Below are 19686 nucleotides of genomic sequence, written 5' to 3'. Positions count from 1 at the left end.
TCAGATGCCCCAATCATGTAATTATGGGGAACACTGGCCATGTCTCCGGCTGCATACAATCTAGGGACAGTTGTTTCAGCTTTTTCATTCACCCAAACACCAGAAGCACTATGACCACTACATAACCCAATTTCTCAGATGTGCATCTCCACGCCGTGAGTACGGTAATTTTCATTTTTTTCTCGAGTCCGCTTGACGGTTGAGATATGGACTCGAGTAGTGGAGGCGATCGCTTGATCTATTTCTCCCTCAGAAGCCATCAACAGAATGTTCGCGCAGAATGTTCGCGCGAGTGAATGATGACTGTGAACATCCTACCATTGCATTAGTAGAGCAGTTTGAGAATTTGTCATTCTATTTTCTTGAAAGCGGGATCGCCTCAAGGCTTCGTCTGACAACGAGTTACGAGACTGGCTCGGTCATCCATATCGACATTCAGAGAAATTGCTGAAGCTGTAATTTTCACAAACTATTCCAGAAAAAATCAACGAATTGCCAAAGTAGTGATCGAAGTTGGTAAGTCTGGTAAATCATCCGTCATTACTCCCTCTGATTCGATAAGTTTGACTTGTTCGCCCTACCCAAATGAAAGCAAGGGCGAAAAGCAGATGGATAATCGCAAACCCCTTTGTGATCTGCCGCCCGCCACTGAACAAGCCCCACACATCTAAGGCAGCTATAGCAACAAATCCAACAATATTACCAAGAATGATGGCGTTCCGCGCCGTAGATGGTTCCGAGTTTCGTGCCGTCCAGTTAAGCACCGCAATTCCTAGAAAGGGACTACCGAAAAGCCGCAGGTAGGCGAGTAGCGCAGCAGAAGCATCAACAGGAACAGCACCAATACCGATGGTGCGCGGGGCAAAGATAAAGCCGAGACCCACGATGGTCATATAAATTGCCGCCACACTGAGCAAGATCCTGAGTTTCATCACAGTTTCCTTTCGGGAAATAATTGAGAGGGAGGAAAAAGTCATAGGAGCCGTCTTCACGGGCAATAAATTTATCCACAGTGCAAGCGATGTAATATTTCAATTCACGCATAATTAGGGTAAAGCATTGCCATTCCTTGTGGTTCATGGCTGTACTTACCGCTATGCTTGGGACGATAAGTCTCGTTATACAAACAAAGGCTAATGGGATGTTTCATCACAAACTGCATCATCTGCCGATGGGGTTCTCCCTGGAAGAACTGTTTTAAGTCCTGTTCTGAACGCCAGTAGCTGACCATCATCACTTCGTTGGGGCCACAAATTCCAGCTTTCACTTGCACACAGCCTGTTGCTTCGGTAGTGACATTTTTGATCCACAGCAGATTCTTCCACATCCAGAAAAAGCCTGCGCGATCGCGTGCTAAGAAACCGTTGACAAAGACGACCGCCTCTGGATGTTCCGGCAAATCAATTTGATAAATGGAATAGTGTTTTGCACCTGCCATCTTTAGACTCCCGCTAATTCTGCACTCATGACAATATTCAACAGTAAGATTATTCATTTAATTGAATATACAATCTAAAATATAATCAACTAAGTGAATATGTCAACCCGCCGTCTATGTCTCTCGCTTATGCCATTCTGTCTGCCCTGATTAGTGCCCCTAGCAGCGGCTATGACCTTGCCAAGCGGTTTAATGCCTCTGTTGAAGGCTCAGTTGGGTTTTTCTGGAATGCCAGCTTCCAACAGATTTACCGAGAACTGAATCGTCTAGAAGAAAAGGAGTGGCTGCAAGCCGAGTCTGTGCAGCAGGAAAATCGACCTGACAAACGTATCTATACTGTGACAGCACTGGGTAAACAGCAGTTATCTCAATGGATTGCTGAGCCGGAAGAGATGGCAACAATCAAGGATGAGTTGCTTGTGAAACTTTATGCTGGTCATCTGGTACCTCGTCAAAAAATTTTGTCAAAGCTACAAGACCATCGTCAGCAGCACCAGCAGAAGCTGGCGATCTATGAAGAAATTAAGCGTCAGTACTTCAAGAATCCACAAACATTAACAAAAACCCTGAAGTTTCAGTACATGACGTTGCTGCGTGGAATTCATTATGAAACTGGTTGGCTCGCTTGGTGCGATGAAATTATGCTGTTGTTGAAACAGGCGGATTAAGAGTGGCTAAAGCATTAAAGTAAAAGCTTGCTCTTCCTAATTACGGTAGATGAAACTTGAAGAACTGCGATCGCAGCCTGACGATCGCTGAAACCTTGAAAGCGTCTGAGATAGCCTGAAGTCAACATGATCAGTGTTTCGGGAGAGCGAGTTGTAATTAATTGTCTGGTTCTAAAAGCTTGCCGAGAGCTTCAACGGACTGCCACCAGCCTCTTTCCATGCCGCTTGCGACCATGCCGTCACGGTCTTCACTGGCTCATTGCTGTGCTATGCATACGAATCTCAATGGGTTATTTATCAAAATACATATCTTGCACCTAGAACTAAAGTTCTAAGCTAATAACAAAAGTCATCTCAAGATGATTGATTAACTTGGATGAGTCTACTAAAGTAAATGCGATCGCACTCGTTTACTAACAGAAGTGGTTCAGGGAGTCCGAGAAATCTTACCATCCGGTTATCCTCTGTGGGTACGAATTGCCGCAACCGATTGGGTAGAAAACGGTTGGGATATCGAGCAGAGTATTGCCCCAGCAGATAAACTCAAGTCGTTGGGTGTAGATTTAATTGATACTTCCAGTGGCGGAACTGTACCCAATGCTAAAATTCCCTATGGCCCTGGTTATCAAACTGATTTTACCTCTAGGATTCGTAGAGAGGTAAATATTCTCACTGTGGCTGTGGGTTTAATTACAACTCCAGAACAAGCTGATCATATTATCCGCACGGGTCAAGCTGATATTGTTTTGCTCGGAAGAGAGTTTCTACGCAATCCCTACTGGGCTTTATCTGCTGCTAAAAAATTGCTGTACCACCTGTGTTGCTAATGCGTTGCGCTAGTGCATCTAAGTGATCGCTACGTCGAGCCGCAAGTACTACTTTTGCACCTTCTGCTGCGAGAGTGATCGCTGTGGCTTCACCAATCCCGGCGGAAGCTCCGGTGATAATTGCAACTTTGCCTGCTAATTTGCCTGTCATAAGTTTTGGTAATTAGTTAACTTTTTGTGGCTACGGACATCAGACTTAAGTTTATGCGATCGTCTTGATGTAACTTATTGTTAAATTCTCAAATACTGACACTAGCTGAATCTTGAATATCTGTTTCTACAACATGTCCTAACCAAAGCACGTTAGCTATAGCAATTAATTCATCTAGTTGAATCAACTGTAATACTAGCTCGTAGCAGCGATAGTATTTTTTCTTAGTTGTGTGATCCTAATAATATTATAATATACGGTAACCCAATGTGTTTATCGTAATATTATAGAAATTTTTAAACTAATTATGAAAAAGATAAAACTAATGAGTGGTGCTGGTAAATTCACTGCGATGTTATTTTTAATCACAATTCTTTTGACACCTTTTGTAATTATCAATGCAGGAGAACGCGGTGTATTAATGGAATTTGGCAAAGTACAAGAAATAGTATTAGGTGAAGGTATTCATGTCATTATACCAATCTTCAATACAGTCAAAAAAATCAGTGTCAGAGTCCAAAAACAGCAAATAACTGCGGAAGCTTATTCTAAAGATTTGCAGGATGTTTTTACAGAGGTAGCACTTAACTGGCACATTTTACCAGAAGAGGTAAATTTAATTTTTCAAAAAATTGGTGCTGAAAAAGAAGTTGTTGATAAAATTATTAATCCAGCCGTAGAAGAAGTTTTAAAAGCTGTTATAGCTAAGTACACAGCAGAAGAAGTCGTAACTAAGCGAGGAGAAGTCAAATTAGGGGTAGATGAAGCGCTGACAAAAAGATTGGATGATTATTATATTGCAGTTGATGACATTTCACTAGTTCATGTCAATTTTTCAGACAAATTTAGTGAAGCAGTAGAGGCAAAACAAATTGCAGAACAGGAAGCAAAACGAGCAGAATTTCTGGCACTCAAAGCAGTCAAACAAGCAGAGGCTCAAGTGAATTTAGCTAAAGGAGAAGCTGAAGTCAATAGATTATTACATACGAATTTGACTCCGGAAATTTTAGAAAGACAAGTAATAGAAAAATGGAATGGTAAATTACCTTTGATTGTAAGTAAGGATACTCCAAAATTTTTTAATATCAGCGAACTCTTGAAATTATCTGAAAAATAAAACAAGAACCCCGACTTAATTTAATATATGGGGTTCTGTATCTGAAATTTGCTAACTATTCGAGAAAAGATTGGGTGTATCAAGAATTTTAAATTGAATTAATAATAGGATTAGCAAGGTATATACAGTTGAAGAAACTAAACCTGTCAATAATTCTTTTTTCAGGTTACGTTCTTCGGGTTGTTTTTGGAAAACATCGATCGCACCTGCTTGCATCAAGATAATACCAATAATATTAGATAGCCAATAGCCGATAATGGCGCAAGGCATAAATAATTTAGGGACGAAAAGACTACAAATATATCCGAAAAAATAAGCAATTGGTAAGTTGAATACTAGATCGTTCCACCAACACAATGGTGAAAGTAAATATCCAACGACTAAAAAAAATCCACCTCTGATTTTTTGCAAAACAGTTTTAGGCAGGTTAATTGTGGCTACTTGTGGTAACTGTTCTTCGTCGGCTTTCTCAAGATTTAGCATAAAATACAGTAACTTTATCAGTTTACAGTATTTTATGCTGAAAAATAAAAAAAGTCTATAGTCAAACTAAACTTTGAGTCTAGCAAAGGCAAGAATTTTGCAATTTTCAGATGTTTTGTTTAGTGTTTGTGTATTAACATATACAATTTATTTAGCTAAGCGATCGCGCAAATATAAGCTAATAGTAAGCTCCGACAAGGCTGTAAATTAAAGCAGTCAATACTAACGTAGTAATTGTCACGTAAATCCAGTTGCGTTGTTTGACAAAAACTAACAGAGAAACCACCACCCGCAAAATCGGTGTCGCTATCAGCAGTAAAAGTCCCAGCTGAATTATGCCACGCCGACTACCAGACAAAACAGCAACCGCAACACCTGTAGGAGAACGAAATTCGGATGGTTCTCCATGAAAAAATTGATATTGTGCGGGTTCAGCCCCGTGATGTAACAAATAGAGTATGCCACCAAACAGCACCACGCTACTGGCAAGCAAAACACCATATTTCAGCAGATGACTCAGTAAAATCTCGAGTAGCTGAGGATTCTGTAATATCTGCGTTTGTTGATTTTCAGTGTTAACCTTTGTGTCTGTTGTTTCCAGACTTGGCTTGGCTAATGCATCTATATCAGAGTTGGCTTTTTGTGGCTGCAATGGTAAAGTAACAACTCGACTCTCTGAATGTGTGAAGGTTGACCACTGGTTAGAATTTAATTTAAACATACTTTAGTGTCCCCAATTGCAATTGAAAGCGTGCAGTCTGCCAAGTTGCTTGCCAACACTGCTTTTTTGGAATTTTGAAGTTTGAATTGTTTACATTCCTCCAGCGAGATTTTGATAAACCATCTTCACAGCCATTGACACCAACACCAAGCTGAAGACAATTCTTAATATCTGCGTTTTCGCACCTACTAGAACTCTTGCCCCTAAAAATGCACCAGGCAATATTCCCAACATCACTGGCATAGATAACCCTGGATCAATGTAACCACGGGCAAGATAAACTCCTGCTGATGCGGCGGCGGTAACACCAATCATAAAATTGCTTGTGGTAGTCGAAACTTTGAAGGGAATACGCATAATTTGATCCATTGCCAGGACTTTAAATGCTCCCGAACCAATTCCCAGTAATCCAGAAATCACACCAGCAAATAACATCACAATAAATCCAGCTGGCACAGCATGAACTTGATAAGACATCACACCTTCAGCTGTGGGATAAGTGCCGTTGAGTTGGAGATAATCAGCGAGGGGATCGCTTATGTCGTTTTCGGGATTTTCTAGCTTGGGTTGCCCTGAAAGATAGGCAGAGTAAAGTAGGACAATTGCCAGGACGATAGTTAGTGCTTTGACAGAAACGAACGTCGCAATTAAAGCACCAGCGATCGCGCCAATAGTTGTTGCCACTTCTAAAAACATTCCCAAGCGTAGATTGGCAAAGCCTTTTTTAATATAAGTTGAGGCTGCACCAGCACTTGTAGCGATGACAGAAACAAGTGAAGCACCTACAGCATAGCGAATATCAACACCGAATACAGAAGTTAACAAAGGGACAATGACGACTCCTCCCCCTAACCCTGTCAGTGCGCCGACAAAGCCAGCGCTGAAAGATCCCAGCCAAACTAACAAAGAAAATTCCAGGATGTTCAAATTTCATACCTCTTTAGTCATTGGTCATTTGTCATTGGTTAGTAGTTAGTTGTTGGTTGTTGGTTGTTAGTTGTTGGTTGTTAGTTGTTGGTTGTTAGTTGTTGGTTGTTAGTTGTTGGTTGTTAGTTGTTGGTTGTTGGTTGTTGGTTGTTGGTTGTTGGTTGTTGGTTGTTTTTTCTCCCCATCTCCCCACTGCCCCTAATCCCCACGACCGACAGGGAGTGGGGGCCGGTGAGTTCCCCATCTCCCCATCTCCCCATCTCCCCACCTCCGCACTCCTCACACTCCTCACACTCCTCACACTCCCCACACTCTCCCATCTCCCCATAGCACCACCTATCCACTGATCGCACTGTGCAGCAATGACACAGAGATAGCAAATTCACCATCAATATAGATTGAGTAGAGTGAGACTACCACTTTTGACGATAATAAAAGCTCCTAATCCTATTAAGACAAAAGGCATGAAGTTGTTGCCATAACGAGTTAGAAGTTCTGCCATCGCTTGTTGATGCGTTAGTTTATATGCTGTATAGCACAGTACACCCACGAGTGTGAAAAATACACCCAGAATTGCTAACAGACTCTCCCAGGTACTACTAGCAAACAAAGGCACATAAATACTGATGTTATCTGTACCATTAGCAACGGTGATCGCAGCCACACTGTAGGTTTGCAGATTAATAAACTTCGCAAACAGGGATGTTTGAGACTGTGGCTTTTGTGTTTCCGTAGCATCTAACTCCTTGTCTTCCCGATCAAAGAAGCACTTAATGCCTATGGCAATGGGCAATACACCAAACAGTCCAATCCAAGGCTGTGGTAGAAATAAGCCACCAAAAAAACCAGGCAAACTTGCAATCACCAAAATTGCAAAACCCAAATATTGACCCGCAATAATGTGCCAATGGCGAAACGTTGTGTTTACTTGCGAGAAAAACAGCGTCAGGATAACGATATCGTCTATATTTGTGGCACTAAAGGCCGCCATTCCTGTAGAAATTGCGGTGATGAATCCGGTCATAGGATGTTAGATTGTGGATTATAGAGCCAGTGTGCCCTCAGAGGTTCTTTCGGTTGTAGACGCCCTACCCTTACGGAAACGCAGGGTAGTAAATGGTGTGATTGTGGCAATGATGGTTGAAACTAGATATTTTCCATATCGCCAAGTTGAGTGTGAATTTATCAGATTTTTTTTCTAGAACAAATAAATCTATACAGATATCACTTCATCTATCTATTTCTAAACGTGCAAATAGCTTATTTTATTTTTCACTAAAAAGTAAATACTATTTCAAGTATTTTCCATAATCAATAAGTTGATTGCAAGTATTTTTTAGGTTTTATTAATAATCTCTAATGGCCACTAACTGTATCGTTTTGCTCAGATTTCTCACTATTAATTTAATACGAAATATCAAACTTTTTCCCTTCAATAATATAGTAACAAATGATACCCTATTTTCAAGTAGTGTTTGTGATGTTTAGGTTGCAATTTAACGTGAAAGCATATAAAAAATTACCAATTAGATGGGTAGCGATCGCCTCCAAAAAATTTAAACATTGGAAAATTGACTATGACTAGTGAATATGGACTCAAGTAGAGCGTACATGCTTCATTGCCGATACCCTCAAACGCTACGGTAACTATCTCGTTCTCTTCGTCTTTACTGATATGACTTATCAGTAATATCTGTTGGCTGATGTTAGGCAAAAGGTCAGAACTATTCTCGCCTTCTCAAGCAAAGAAGGACTAGGAAAAACAGCATTGATTCATTGTGAGCAACGAAAATGAGTTGGCTAATTAGTACATTAATTATTGGAATTTCTGTCGCTTTTGCAACTACCTTTGATGACAACATATACTTGACGGCTTTCTTTAGCAAAGTTAATCGCACCTTTCGTCCCAAGCATATTATTGTGGGTGAATTTGTTGGATTTTCTGTGCTAGTACTTGCTAGCCTTCCTGGTTTCTTGGGTGGTTTAGTCATTCCAGCCACCTGGATTGGATTACTAGGTTTCCTTCCAGTCATGATTGGTATCAGTCACCTACTGAATAGAGAAAACGAGGAAGAGACTGTGCAAGATGTGTCAATTGACTTCACCGCTTCTACTAAACATAGACACCATAAAAAATCACTCTTGGCAACTCTACGCGATCCTCAAACCTACCGCGTTTCTGCTGTCACCATTGCCAATGGAGGAAACAACATTGGTATCTACGTGCCGTTGTTTGCTAGTAGTAATCTTTCCAGCTTGGGCGTAATTTTGTGTGTTTGCTATTTGACTGTTGGGTTGTGGTGCTTCCTCTCTTACAACATGACTAGTAATCCTTTGATGGCTCCGGTTCTTGCTCGCTATGGTCGGAAAGTCTTTCCGTTTGTCTTAATCTGGTTGGGAATTTCTATTCTGATGAAGAGTGAATCTTACCGACTTTTACCTAGTGTGGCGATGCTTTTTCATTAGATGTTGGGCTTTGTGCTTTGATTGAAAACTTGCTACCTTTCTCAAAATCTATAAAACCTTTAACCACAATATAGTGATTTAAGGAGGAACTGATGAATAAACCAAATTCAAAAAAATTAACTTCCTGGATTTTATCTGCTGTATTTCTAGTATTTGTAGTGGGATTTTCTCTAATTGATCAACCCAACGCCCTAGCTCAATCACAAACACCATCCCTACCTAGCGAATCCACATCTACCCCAATCATATCTCCCACAGCATCACCTGTAGAGTCTGTCACAGCAAACGTTAGACGCTTATTAGAAACCAAAGAATGTGTCGGATGTAACCTGAGTGGGGCAGTTCTCAAGGACGCAAACCTGCAAGCGGCAAACTTGGAGGGTGCTAACTTACAAAATGCAGACTTACAAAGGGCAAACTTACAGGAAACAAACTTGCTAGGGGCAAACTTACAGGGAGCAGATTTAGCTAAGGCAAACATAGCGGGAGCAAATCTAGAGAAAGCAAACCTATTTAATGCAGACCTAGAGAAAGCAAACTTGTTAGGAACAAACTTAGTAGGGGCAAACCTACAAAAGGCAGACTTAGAGAAGACTAATCTCACATCTGCGAAGATAGAGGGAGCAAACTTGCGCTTCGCTGATTTGGAAGATGCAATCAGAACGTCAGGAATCACGACTCAGTAATTAAAAGTGCCTAGTAGTCTGTGGCTATGTAGGGGCGTAGTATGCTGCGCCCCTACTGTGTTGTTTATTCTTCACCCACCAACTACCGTTCTTCAGTCAGCAATTTCGTTTCACTCACTGGCTTTTCGCTGTCAATACTCGTCGAGTATGAATAAGGTCTAATAATCAAACTCACGCCAATTGCCCAGGCGATCGCAACCATCCAACCTGCAATAATATCACTGGGAAAATGAACTCCCAAATACAGCCGTGTCCAGCCAATCGCTACTACGTACAAGCTGCCTAAAGTTACTACTAACCAACACCAAATACTACCCCAGGTCAAAACTACCAAAATGGCAATCAATGTCATACTAGTCATAGCATGACCACTGGGGAATGAATAAGTAAACTCTGGTGTAACCGAGTCCCACAGATGCGGACGGACTCTGTGCCAAAATTCCTTGGCTGTGCGGTTGATAATGGCACTACCAGCAGCGGTGATGACTAAATAAGTGAGCGATCGCCATCGACGTTGCAGTATTAGAATGAGTGCGATCATACTTAGGATGGGTAATACAGTCCTAAACGAACCCAGTTTTGTAAACATCACCGCAAATGCATCCAACTTTGGCTGCGCTAGAGAGTGAATCGTTACCAGAATTGGCAAATCCCAAGGAAAACCACCGACATTTTGCTGCACCTCCAACGCCAGCAGTCCAAAAATTTGTAGTGGTAAATATACACCCACCAGTAGTACCAACAGAGAAGGCCAGTGGGTAATCAATAGTTTTTGCACAAACCCTACAGGCGACTTTGACTTTTGCGGCGATGTTGCTGTGAGTTGATTTTCATCGTTGACTTTTTCTAACTCTGCCATATCAAATACAGTATTCTGCTAGGACTAATGTAGATTTTGTTCTTAAAATACAACAACAAAGCTATATCGTATACTCTCGAAATGTAGATATATCCTCAAACCCAGGTTCTAGAAAGAATCGGTTTTTAATAGCAAGCGTAGATTTATACAAAAATTTTGTATCAGTCCATACGACCTCTAGACTTTAGGAGTTTTTTTAGCTTAAAATACGGTAAGCCAATCAAGTTTTAGTATTTTTAGATGTTATCAAAGCAGTCAGCCCAAAGTTTAAGTTGCACAAGACGGTCTGCACAACAGCGTTACGACCAATCCTTTAGTTTCAGCTAAGCTAAGCCGCATTCGCAAAACCCCGGTAAAGGACAGGAGTATGGATTTTGTATTATTGCCCTTTTTCAGCTTTTTAGTTGGTATTGTTGTTGGTTTGACAGGAATTGGTGGCGCTTCCCTCATCACCCCGATATTGATTTTTGTTTTTCAAGTTCCGCCTGCGGTAGCAGTCAGTTCTGATGTTGTTGCCGCTACTCTCATGAAAGTAGTTGGTAGCATTAAGCATTGGCAGCAACAAACCCTAGATGTAGAAGTAGTGAAATGGTTAGCTTTGGGGAGCGTTCCTGGTTCATTGTGTGGGGTAGGAATATTGCACCTAATTAGAAAGGCTGGAGAGCATAACCTGAACAATATCATGCTTCACTTGCTGGGTGTGGCGATTCTGTTGGTCACAGTTTTGGCGTTGCTGCAAATGCTTTTGTTGACCTTCTTCCCAAAATTACAATTACCGGAACTGCCCAAATTTGACTTAAAAACCAAACTAGGGCGCTTGCAGACGATAAGTATAGGAGCATTTTTAGGCTGTATAGTCGGTCTGACTAGCGTTGCTTCTGGTTCAATGTTTGCCTTAGTGCTGATTGCATTTTTCCGCCTAGATGCACGGAAATTAGTCGGTACAGATATTTCCCAAGCAGCAATTCTATTATTATTTACCGCGCTTGGACACTTCACCTTAGGAACTGTTGATTGGAGTTTGGTATTACCAATATGGCTAGGCTCAGTACCAGGGGTATTACTGGGTGCTAAAATCTGTCAAATCGCACCGCAAAAACCATTGCGATTTATTATTTACTCTATATTAATGATGGTCAGTTTGAAGTTAGTTTATTAAGTATTTATTTGTGCCGTAATAAAGTAAATGTACCTCTCTCATACATAATGTACAAACCCAAGGCAATCAACACAAAAGGTACAGCCTTTTTACCATAGCGACTTAAAATATAGGCAATTTTGGCTTGACGACTTAATAGGTAAGCAACAGCGCACCATACCCCTACCATAATAAAAAATACTATGAGAATTACTATTAAACTGGCAAAATTATTACCAGCAAATAAGGGAATATAGATGCCGATATTATCCCCTCCATTGGCAAAAGTGACTGCTGCAACTTTATAAGTTTGAGGACTAAGAATACTCAAAATCAAATTTAGGATAGGTTTACTGGTAGTAGATGTCTCTAATTTAGTATTAACAGTCTGAATTTCTGTATTTTCTGTTTCTTTATTCAGTAATTGCTTAATTCCAATTGCTATTGGCAATATTCCCAGTAATCCTATCCAGACTCTTGATACTACTAAACCACCAAAGAACCCTGGTAAGCTGGCAAGAATGATCGCGGTAAAACCAAGATACTGACCGATGAAAATATGTCGACGGCGAAAATGAGTATCAAGCTGGGAAAAAAATAGCAGTAGTATAATAATGTCATCAATATTGGTGGCGGCGAAGGCAATGATTGCCTCAGTGATTGTTGCGATAATTGGACTCATGTGGGGTTGTCAGGATTTATGATTATCCAGTCAGACATTTTTAGCAAACAAATCAGGATATACCGACATGAGTGAGTTAATGACTACACTCTTAATTGGGTTCTCAGCCTTCGTTGCTACTAATATTGATGATATCGTCATTTTATTATTGCTTTTTTCTCAGCTAGATTCTAGCTTTCGGTGTCGCCACATTGTCGCTGGTCAATATCTCGGTTTTACAGCGTTAGTGATTGCTAGCCTTCCTGGTTTGTTTGGTGGTTTAGTTATACCAACAAATTGGATTGGCTTATTAGGATTAATACCAATTGCTATGGGGATCAATAGTTTGATCAATCCCGAAGAAGATTTATCCGATGAAATTGCAGTCACAACAGCCGAAGATCAAGACTCAACTATTGCTAGTGTTATCAATGCCAAAACTTACAGTGTTGCCGCTATCACTATCGCTAATGGCAGTGATAATATTAGTGTTTATGTGCCGTTGTTTGCAAGTGGTAATTTCGGAAACTTTTTGATAATTATTGGAGTTTTTTTTGTCCTGATAGCAGTTTGGTGCTATTTAGCTTACAAATTAACTTCTCAAACTAGTATAGCGAATTTATTAAGTCAATATGGCAACTTTATCTTGCCTTTTGTATTAATAGGATTAGGTGGGTTTATTGTTCTCAAAACAGAGACTTTGAGTTTTATAAAGTTGGTGGGTAGTTGTATTTGCTTAGTGATTCTGCTGAAAAAGGATAGTTGAATCTCACTCATCTCATCAAGCAATTTGAGAAACCTGTGCAATTTGCTGCTTCACAAGCTTTTCAAAAGCCATCATTACCTGTGTTTGAAAACGTTGACGGTGTTTCAGTTTCCAAACAGGTTGAACAATTTCCAACTTTTTACTAGGTGATTTTTGTGGATCTATGATCTGCACAGCGTGTAATGTCCCCAGCAGCACTTCTTTTGTAACCATAGATTCGGGAATTGCAGCTGCGCCGACACCCCTTTCTACTACTACTTTCACCATTTCGCTGGTGTTTAGATAAAGAACAACATCTAGGTTACTAGGTTCAATTCCCCAACTTTGCAAAGCTCCCTCAAACATCCGCTGTGCGCCGGAACCAGATTCACGCATTACCCAACTAGTGGTGAGCAATTCTTCCAGATAAATTTCAGTTCGCTGGAACCAAGGGTGAGATTTACCGACGACAATTTGTAGGCGATCGCTCCCCACAACTTCTTTCTCCAACGAATTCTGCAACGTAGGTTTGATATCCCCTGTCACAAAACCTAGATCATACATTCCTACAGCAGTTCCCTCGCAAATTTCTTCTGCATTCCCCAGTGTGCAATTAATAAAAATACCAGGATACTACTGTTTAAAGTCGCTAATTTTTTCGGGTAGCCAGTAGTTACCAATAGTGAGACTCGCGCCTAACTTCAACTCTCCCCGTTGCAAATTGTTTAATTCCTTCAAACCGCGTTCAGTTAAATTTACTTGATCGAGAATTTTCTGTGCTTCACCCTGCAATAACTTACCAGCATCTGTGATTTCGATATGGCGTCCAATGCGATGAAATAACTTTACTCCGTATTTTGTTTCCAAACTTTGAATTGCAGCACTCACTGCTGGCTGGGTGATGTAAAGCGCTTCCGCAGCACGGGTAAAATGCAGCATTTCCGCCACAGCTAAAAAAATTCGCAACTGCTCCAGCGTCATTTTGGCTACTTACAAATTGGTGAGTGTTTTGACTAGGATAGGGTTATTATACGGTAAAAAAGGCGAAAAACTGTAGATTATTGAACTGTCTTTGAATTATGTGGATATATAGCGGTTTGCATTTGGGTGGAATACACCTCACCCCTTTCCCCTCTCCGTGGGTTCGGAGAGGGGTGTCCGATAGAACGGGGTGAGGTTTTGTACTTTGCTGAGTCAAAATTGCTATATCTGCATTTTAATAAATTCCATCTATGAATTTGACAAAAAAGACTGTTTGCTTTCAAAAGTGGGGAGCCATAAAGTAAAACTAATGATTGCTTCTTCCCTAGAAAATAAACACAACTAAAACATTCAAAATCAGAAATTTTCAGCCTCAGGCAGAGGAAGACATTTGCGTGGGTGGTTTTCCCGGGTTGATAAAAGTACACGTCACGCGGAGGCGCAAAACAGAGAAGAAATCACTATTACACCAGCATCACCATAATGGAGACATATAAATGAGCGGATTGCTAACTGCTATTCCCACTGGAATAACTGCTTTTGCTGCAACTAATTTTGATGATATTGTCATCCTATCACTGTTTTTCTCTCAAGTAAGTGTGTGCTTGCGGCGTCGCCACATAGTTATTGGTCAGTATCTTGGTTTTAGTGCGTTAGTGGTTGCAAGTTTACCCGGCTTTTTTGGCAAACTTATCCTACCCCAATCCTGGATTGGTTTACTTGGTGTAGTTCCAATCATCATTGGTATGAGTCGCCTACTGCATCAAGATACTGAAGATACAGAGACTGATAACCAAACTTCAGATTCTCCTCAATCTTGGTTATGCAGTTTGCTTTCTCCCCAAAGCTATGGAGTTGCAGCAGTAACAATTGCTAACGGTGGCGACAATATCGGAATTTATATGCCATTGTTTGCGACTACGACTTGGGATAGCTTGCTGATCATTTTAGGAGTGTTCTTCTCGATGGTAGGTGTGTGGTGTTATACCGCCTACCACTTAACCAAGGTAAGTGCGATCGCTTCTGTAATCACTCGCTACGGTAATTCTTTGGTTCCCTTTATCTTGATAGGATTGGGTGTTTCCATTTTGATGGAAAGCCATACGCTAGAAACGCCAATCTTAGCTATTATCAGCTGTGTAATTCTTGGTTCGCACCTGTTAATTACAAGTAGGAATACGTGGCGAGAAATGTACGGATTTTCTTTAGATTCACCCGAACCCAAAGTATTATCTAGAACTGAGCAAAAATAAATTGACCTTGGCTAGAAACTGCATCAATAGATAGAGGAAAAAATGTTTACATCTCACATTAGATTAATGTTAGGTAAGCAACCAGTCAAACAGACCTGTAAACTTTATAAGGAGAAACATATGAAGCTGTTTAAAATCAACTTTGTCAAACTCGCTCTTATTTGCTTATTAGTAGTAATGAATTTTGCCGTGATTGCTCAACCATCCTGGGCAAGCAAAAAGTATACATCCGATCCGGATTATATTGAAGTCACAAAAACATTAGAATCTGCATTACAGGATAAACAAAACCAAGGTGCTACACCAGAGCTTCAGCAAAATATTTCTAATTTGCAATACCAGAAATATATTATTGAAAATAGTGAAGAATCTTGTGGAATTTGTCGCAATGAAACAGGAAAGACACTGTTAGTCTATGGTCAAAAACCGAAGAAATCTCGTTCTACCTACGACAATGAATTGTATCTGTTACCCAGTGGTACAGAAACTGATGACGAATGGGATTGTCAAGGCGTTTATCTTCCTGGTCAACCCGCGACAGAAGATCAAGAAGGCATACCTGCTCAGGCATTTAAGATTGTGCATGGAACTCGGTTAGTGGCTACAACCAATCGCCAAACTGGCGAAATTGAATTCAATCTTCCGCCTGCAAAAATTTTCAAATCTGGCGAAGCTAACTGGTTTATTCCTGATAATTTACAAGCTGCGCTTGATGCCGGAATTACCACTGCCAAGATTAATGATTAAGTAATCAGTGCTGATAATAGATGGACACAGATGGATTTTGCGTTGGTTTGATAGTGGTATAGCGATTCTAGTTAAGGAAAAATCGGTGTTTATCTGTGTTCATCTGTGTTCGTAATTAACTAGATCCTAATTTTTGCAAGAAATCTCAATAAGTCTATTGAAAGCGCTAACTAAAAAATATAACAATCAATAAATTAATTTCTGAAAAGCTTTTTTACAAATCGAATATATATTATAATATCAAGAATTATTGATAAATTTAATTTCTATAAAAATGCATATTTAAGAATTATAGAAATAGATTTTGTATAATTTCTGAAAAGATATTAATTAAAGATTTTATAGATGCAAATCCTATGAAGTTTGAGACAGAAAAGATAGAAACACAAAAGTCAGAAAAACCACAAAAGTACAGATCAGACAGAGTGCGGGATCATTTGGCGAATGAACGTACGTATCTGGCATGGATGCGGAGTGGTATTGCACTCATGGGTTTTGGTGTTTTGATTGTGCGTCTACGTATACTTCGTCCACCATTAGCACCACAACCCCCTGGTAGTGGTTGGAAGTTGGGTTTAGCATTCGCTTTGGTAGGTGTATTAACTGTACTGCTGTCAACCCAGCACTATTTTGCAGTTCGTCGGGATATTGACGAGGATACCTATCAACCACCGGATCGTTGGATCATTCTTTCGAGTCTAGCAGTCATTCTTCTTGGTGCGGGAGTTATCTATTATGTCTTCACGGTTCCCCTAGATTATTTGCAAACTTTTGTGCTGGAGTAAGGGAGTGTAAAAATGATGAATTATGAATTATGAAATTTTCAGCATTCAGCATTTTCATAATTCCCACCTATTCCCTATTCCTATCTTCTTGATGACTAATTAAATGCAGGTACTTCCAATTCTTCTAAATCCTTAAACAGCACAGTACTCAGATAACGTTCACCAAAGCTGGGTTGCAGCATGACAATCAACTTACCTTTATTTTCTGGACGTTTTGCTAGCTGAATGGCAGCATATAAGGCAGCGCCTGTGGAGATACCCGATAATAATCCTTCTTCTTTTGCTAATCTACGACTATAAGCGATCGCATCTTCGTCACTGACTGCAATCACCTCATCCACAAGTTCTGATCGATAAATCGCTGGTACAAATCCCGCACCAATCCCCTGAATTTTGTGCGCTCCTGATTTGCCTCCTGAAAGCACTGGACTAGTGCTTGGTTCTACAGCAATCGCTTGGAAGCTTGGTTTGCGCGCTTTAATCACCTCCGCCACACCAGTCACACTTCCTCCAGTCCCTACTCCCGCCACAAGGATATCTACCTGTCCGTCGGTATCTTCCCAAATTTCAACAGCAGTTGTTTCCCTATGTACTTTTGGGTTTGCTGGGTTACGAAACTGCTGCAACATATAGGCATGGGGCATTTCTGCCACGATTTGCTCAGCACGAGCGATCGCTCCACGCATCCCTTCTATACCTGGAGTTAATTCCAACTGAGCGCCATAAGCTCTGAGCATTGCTTGTCTTTCTGTACTCATAGTGTCTGGCATGGTCAGAATCAAGTGGTAGCCTTTAGCAGCAGCAACCATTGCCAAGGCAATACCCGTATTTCCAGAAGTCGGCTCTACCAAAACAGTCTTTCCTGGATGAATCAAACCCGCATCTTCTGCTGCTTGAACCATACTCACGCCAATTCTGTCTTTGACAGAAGCAGATGGATTCATGCTTTCTAGTTTCACCAAAATCTGGGCAACAGCACCTTCTGTTTGAGGAATTCTGTTCAACTCTACTAATGGTGTACGTCCAACTAACTCTGTGATATTCTTCGCGACTCGCATAGAAATATTCTTGTCTAGCTAAATGTAATACATCTGATTTTGCTGTAAGCGTTGCTCTCTTTGTTCACACAGATCTTGAATAGTGTAACGCTTCAAAGCCTCTTGTGTTGCTTGGTCGGCTTGTTGCCAAATTTCCTGTATCAAGGTTTTTTCCAAAGTATTTTCTGGTGGGTTTTCTCTTTCTTTTTGCTCTCCTTCTAGCATGACCACAACCTCTAACAATGTAATCCGCCAAGGTTCACGCATCAAGAGAAATCCACCTCTAGAACCACGTTGACTCTGCACTATACCCGCACGCCGCAGACTGGTAAGAATTTGTTCTAGATAACGCTCCGGTATGGGTTGCTTCGCGGTGATTTCACCCATAGTTAGGGGAGTTTTCTGAGTATAGTGGTTTGCGAGTTCTAACAAAGCCAACAAGGCATATTCCACCTTGGCAGATAGATCCAAGAGCATACAATTTTGACTTTTCAAGTTTCTAGCCATTATACTACGGTTAACCGATAGGCTTATTGCAATTTATACGAGATATTTTTAGAAAAATTGTCTAATGAGATACAGTTTCCTGATTTATTAGTAAAATAACATAAATCTATCAATTTACCGTTGTTAAATTGTAAAGTCTGTGGCGCTAAGCTGGAGCGATTAGCACAAATGTCGTGTCTCCAGTGAGAGCCTATAGTTTATGAGTAGCAATTATTACTATTCTTATAAAAGGTTAAGTACTAAATACTAGGTTTTGAGCAAGCATCTAATACCATTTTGGATTTTGCGAAAACCAAAATCCAGAATCCAAAATCCGATGAAGATGGGTTAAGGCTTGCGCCTAACCCACCCTACAACTAACCTTTAAGCACAGCTAGCTGCTTATCTCAAAGCATAGGCAGCAGGAAATACTTTTGCTTGCTTCGGTTTTATATAGACGCGCTGACCTTCGTGTAATGGAAGTTGACGGAATTGTTCTCGGGTAAGGTAAGCATTGATTCTTTCGCCAGACTGTAGAACTAACTCCACTCGAATCTCCCAACCAAGATGAATAATGCGATCGACGATCGCAGGCGTTGAATTATCGCTTGCATCCATCTCTATGTTTATATCATGTGGTCGCAGAAATACTTGGTCACTGGGGGAAACCCTATCTCTGCTAGGTAAGATGCCAATATCACCTCTTAGCACGTTCACCGGGCCAATAAAACTCATGACAAAAGGTGTGGCTGGGTTGTCATAAATCTCCGCAGGACTACCGACTTGTTCTACCCGTCCCTGATTCATCACCACAATTTCATCTGCTACTTCCATAGCCTCTTCTTGGTCGTGGGTGACAAAAACAGTTGTGACGTGGACTTCTGAATGCAGATTGCGTAACCATGCACGCAAATCTTTGCGAACTTTCGCATCTAAGGCTCCGAAAGGTTCATCTAATAGTAAGATACGGGGCTGAACAGCGAGGGCACGTGCTAATGCTACCCGTTGTCGTTGACCACCAGAAAGCTGAGAAGGATAGCGATCGCCAAACCCCTTTAGCTGTACCAACTCCAAAAGTTCCTCGACTCGTTGTCGAACGCGGTTTTTGTTATGCTTGCGGAGTTCCATTGCAAAAGCGATGTTCTCTCGCACCGTCAGGTGTTTAAACAGCGCGTAATGTTGAAATACAAAGCCAATATTGCGATCCTGTACGCTGCGGTGAGTAGCATTATCACCCACCAACCAAATTTGACCAGTATCTGGTGTCTCCAACCCAGCAATAATCCGTAGTAAGGTGGATTTTCCTGAACCTGAAGGACCTAACAACGCCACTAAAGACCCAGTTTTAATTTCCAAACTTACATCATCAACAGCACGGAAATTTCCATAAAGTTTGGAAACATTTTCAACCTGAATTCCCATATTTCGTTAGTTCTTTAAGCTTCATATGTATAATATTTAATTAAATACTGTTTTTCAATCGAATTTTAGTATTTTAAATAATTCTCAT

The 19686-nt window shown here is 40.7% G+C and carries 22 protein-coding genes and 4 pseudogenes; 10 read left to right on the top strand and 16 right to left on the bottom strand.

The annotated features are described in order from the left end of the window. From UYI_RS40195 to UYI_RS0115025, 3 genes and pseudogenes are all read right to left on the bottom strand, one after another. A pseudogene (locus tag UYI_RS40195) lies at window positions 1–179 on the bottom strand (fumarate reductase/succinate dehydrogenase flavoprotein subunit); the annotation flags it as partial. 351 nt (window positions 180–530) lie between these two features. Next, complete coding sequence (locus UYI_RS0115030; protein WP_199332396.1) at window positions 531–977, bottom strand: hypothetical protein; 447 nt, start codon at window positions 975–977, stop codon at window positions 531–533. A 59-nt stretch (window positions 978–1036) separates the two neighbouring features. Next, complete coding sequence (locus UYI_RS0115025; RefSeq protein ID WP_016867470.1) at window positions 1037–1438, bottom strand: monooxygenase family protein; 402 nt, start codon at window positions 1436–1438, stop codon at window positions 1037–1039. Window positions 1439–1554: 116 nt separating this feature from the next. On the opposite strand from UYI_RS0115025, the gene UYI_RS0115020 reads away from it, so the two are divergent. Both UYI_RS0115020 and UYI_RS0115015 read left to right on the top strand, forming a co-directional pair. Further along, window positions 1555–2106: a PadR family transcriptional regulator gene (locus UYI_RS0115020; RefSeq protein WP_016867469.1), complete on the top strand. Its 552-nt coding sequence runs from the start codon at window positions 1555–1557 to the stop codon at window positions 2104–2106. Window positions 2107–2504: 398 nt separating this feature from the next. Next, window positions 2505–2933: pseudogene (locus UYI_RS0115015) on the top strand (oxidoreductase); the annotation flags it as partial. On the opposite strand, the gene UYI_RS0115010 reads toward UYI_RS0115015, so the two are convergent. Both UYI_RS0115010 and UYI_RS34860 read right to left on the bottom strand, forming a co-directional pair. After that, a complete protein-coding gene (locus UYI_RS0115010) occupies window positions 2902–3084 on the bottom strand; it encodes an SDR family NAD(P)-dependent oxidoreductase (protein WP_016867467.1) in 183 nt (60 codons plus the stop codon). The pseudogene UYI_RS0115015 and the gene UYI_RS0115010 overlap by 32 nt on opposite strands. 88 nt (window positions 3085–3172) lie before the next feature. Further along, a pseudogene (locus tag UYI_RS34860) lies at window positions 3173–3301 on the bottom strand (SAM-dependent methyltransferase); the annotation flags it as partial. A gap of 90 nt (window positions 3302–3391) precedes the next feature. Here UYI_RS34860 and UYI_RS0115000 point away from each other — a divergent pair. Beyond that, entirely contained in the window at window positions 3392–4201 is an 810-nt protein-coding gene (locus UYI_RS0115000) for a prohibitin family protein (protein WP_026085962.1), read from the top strand. Between the two features lie 51 nt (window positions 4202–4252). Here UYI_RS0115000 and UYI_RS0114995 read toward each other — a convergent pair whose 3' ends face one another. From UYI_RS0114995 to UYI_RS0114975, 5 genes are all read right to left on the bottom strand, one after another. Beyond that, on the bottom strand, window positions 4253–4684 hold the full coding sequence (locus UYI_RS0114995) for a hypothetical protein (protein WP_016867464.1): 432 nt from the start codon (window positions 4682–4684) through the stop codon (window positions 4253–4255). Between the two features lie 178 nt (window positions 4685–4862). Next, the gene (locus UYI_RS0114990; protein ID WP_016867463.1) at window positions 4863–5405 is read right to left on the bottom strand and encodes a DUF1634 domain-containing protein; all 543 of its coding nucleotides are present in this window, start codon (window positions 5403–5405) and stop codon (window positions 4863–4865) included. Window positions 5406–5495: 90 nt separating this feature from the next. Next, complete coding sequence (locus UYI_RS0114985) at window positions 5496–6332, bottom strand: sulfite exporter TauE/SafE family protein (protein ID WP_016867462.1); 837 nt, start codon at window positions 6330–6332, stop codon at window positions 5496–5498. A 94-nt stretch (window positions 6333–6426) separates the two neighbouring features. Beyond that, complete coding sequence (locus UYI_RS35795; RefSeq protein WP_157226340.1) at window positions 6427–6660, bottom strand: hypothetical protein; 234 nt, start codon at window positions 6658–6660, stop codon at window positions 6427–6429. Between the two features lie 60 nt (window positions 6661–6720). Further along, window positions 6721–7356, bottom strand: a complete 636-nt coding sequence (locus UYI_RS0114975; RefSeq protein ID WP_016867460.1) for a cadmium resistance transporter — start codon at window positions 7354–7356, stop codon at window positions 6721–6723. A 767-nt stretch (window positions 7357–8123) separates the two neighbouring features. Between UYI_RS0114975 and UYI_RS0114970 the strand changes: the two genes are divergently transcribed. After that, complete coding sequence (locus UYI_RS0114970) at window positions 8124–8798, top strand: cadmium resistance transporter (protein ID WP_016867459.1); 675 nt, start codon at window positions 8124–8126, stop codon at window positions 8796–8798. Between the two features lie 92 nt (window positions 8799–8890). Beyond that, window positions 8891–9484, top strand: coding sequence for a pentapeptide repeat-containing protein (locus tag UYI_RS0114965; protein ID WP_016867458.1), 594 nt, complete (start codon window positions 8891–8893; stop codon window positions 9482–9484). Between the two features lie 82 nt (window positions 9485–9566). Here the strand turns inward: UYI_RS0114965 and UYI_RS0114960 are convergent, their stop codons facing one another. After that, the gene (locus tag UYI_RS0114960) at window positions 9567–10343 is read right to left on the bottom strand and encodes a phosphatase PAP2 family protein (RefSeq protein WP_016867457.1); all 777 of its coding nucleotides are present in this window, start codon (window positions 10341–10343) and stop codon (window positions 9567–9569) included. A gap of 367 nt (window positions 10344–10710) precedes the next feature. Here UYI_RS0114960 and UYI_RS0114955 point away from each other — a divergent pair, with 367 nt between their 5' ends. Next, window positions 10711–11502 (top strand): sulfite exporter TauE/SafE family protein, encoded by a 792-nt coding sequence (locus tag UYI_RS0114955; RefSeq protein ID WP_016867456.1) that lies wholly within the window; start codon window positions 10711–10713, stop codon window positions 11500–11502. Window positions 11503–11506: 4 nt separating this feature from the next. Here UYI_RS0114955 and UYI_RS0114950 read toward each other — a convergent pair whose 3' ends face one another. Continuing rightward, complete coding sequence (locus UYI_RS0114950; protein WP_016867455.1) at window positions 11507–12163, bottom strand: cadmium resistance transporter; 657 nt, start codon at window positions 12161–12163, stop codon at window positions 11507–11509. A 67-nt stretch (window positions 12164–12230) separates the two neighbouring features. On the opposite strand from UYI_RS0114950, the gene UYI_RS0114945 reads away from it, so the two are divergent. Beyond that, a complete protein-coding gene (locus tag UYI_RS0114945) occupies window positions 12231–12908 on the top strand; it encodes a cadmium resistance transporter (protein ID WP_016867454.1) in 678 nt (225 codons plus the stop codon). Between the two features lie 15 nt (window positions 12909–12923). On the opposite strand, the pseudogene UYI_RS32655 reads toward UYI_RS0114945, so the two are convergent. Continuing rightward, window positions 12924–13868, bottom strand: a pseudogene (locus UYI_RS32655) (LysR substrate-binding domain-containing protein). Window positions 13869–14365: 497 nt separating this feature from the next. Between UYI_RS32655 and UYI_RS0114935 the strand changes: the two are divergent. The 3 genes from UYI_RS0114935 (at window position 14366) to UYI_RS0114925 (ending at window position 16653) form a co-directional block, all read left to right on the top strand. Further along, entirely contained in the window at window positions 14366–15121 is a 756-nt protein-coding gene (locus tag UYI_RS0114935; protein ID WP_016867451.1) for a cadmium resistance transporter, read from the top strand. Window positions 15122–15241: 120 nt separating this feature from the next. Continuing rightward, window positions 15242–15868 (top strand): hypothetical protein, encoded by a 627-nt coding sequence (locus tag UYI_RS0114930; protein WP_016867450.1) that lies wholly within the window; start codon window positions 15242–15244, stop codon window positions 15866–15868. A gap of 356 nt (window positions 15869–16224) precedes the next feature. Then, on the top strand, window positions 16225–16653 hold the full coding sequence (locus tag UYI_RS0114925; protein WP_016867449.1) for a YidH family protein: 429 nt from the start codon (window positions 16225–16227) through the stop codon (window positions 16651–16653). Window positions 16654–16748: 95 nt separating this feature from the next. Here the strand turns inward: UYI_RS0114925 and cysK are convergent, their stop codons facing one another. From cysK to UYI_RS0114910, 3 genes are all read right to left on the bottom strand, one after another. Beyond that, window positions 16749–17711, bottom strand: a complete 963-nt coding sequence (gene cysK / locus UYI_RS0114920; RefSeq protein ID WP_016867448.1) for a cysteine synthase A — start codon at window positions 17709–17711, stop codon at window positions 16749–16751. An 18-nt stretch (window positions 17712–17729) separates the two neighbouring features. After that, window positions 17730–18167, bottom strand: coding sequence for an RrF2 family transcriptional regulator (locus tag UYI_RS0114915; RefSeq protein WP_035138618.1), 438 nt, complete (start codon window positions 18165–18167; stop codon window positions 17730–17732). Window positions 18168–18578: 411 nt separating this feature from the next. Continuing rightward, on the bottom strand, window positions 18579–19598 hold the full coding sequence (locus UYI_RS0114910; RefSeq protein WP_016867446.1) for a sulfate/molybdate ABC transporter ATP-binding protein: 1020 nt from the start codon (window positions 19596–19598) through the stop codon (window positions 18579–18581). Window positions 19599–19686 lie beyond the last annotated feature (88 nt).

This window comes from Fischerella muscicola PCC 7414 (assembly GCF_000317205.1).
Lineage (GTDB): Bacteria > Cyanobacteriota > Cyanobacteriia > Cyanobacteriales > Nostocaceae > Fischerella > Fischerella muscicola.
Note: the sequence above shows the minus strand (reverse complement) of the source record. Positions and strands in the feature narration are given on the sequence as shown.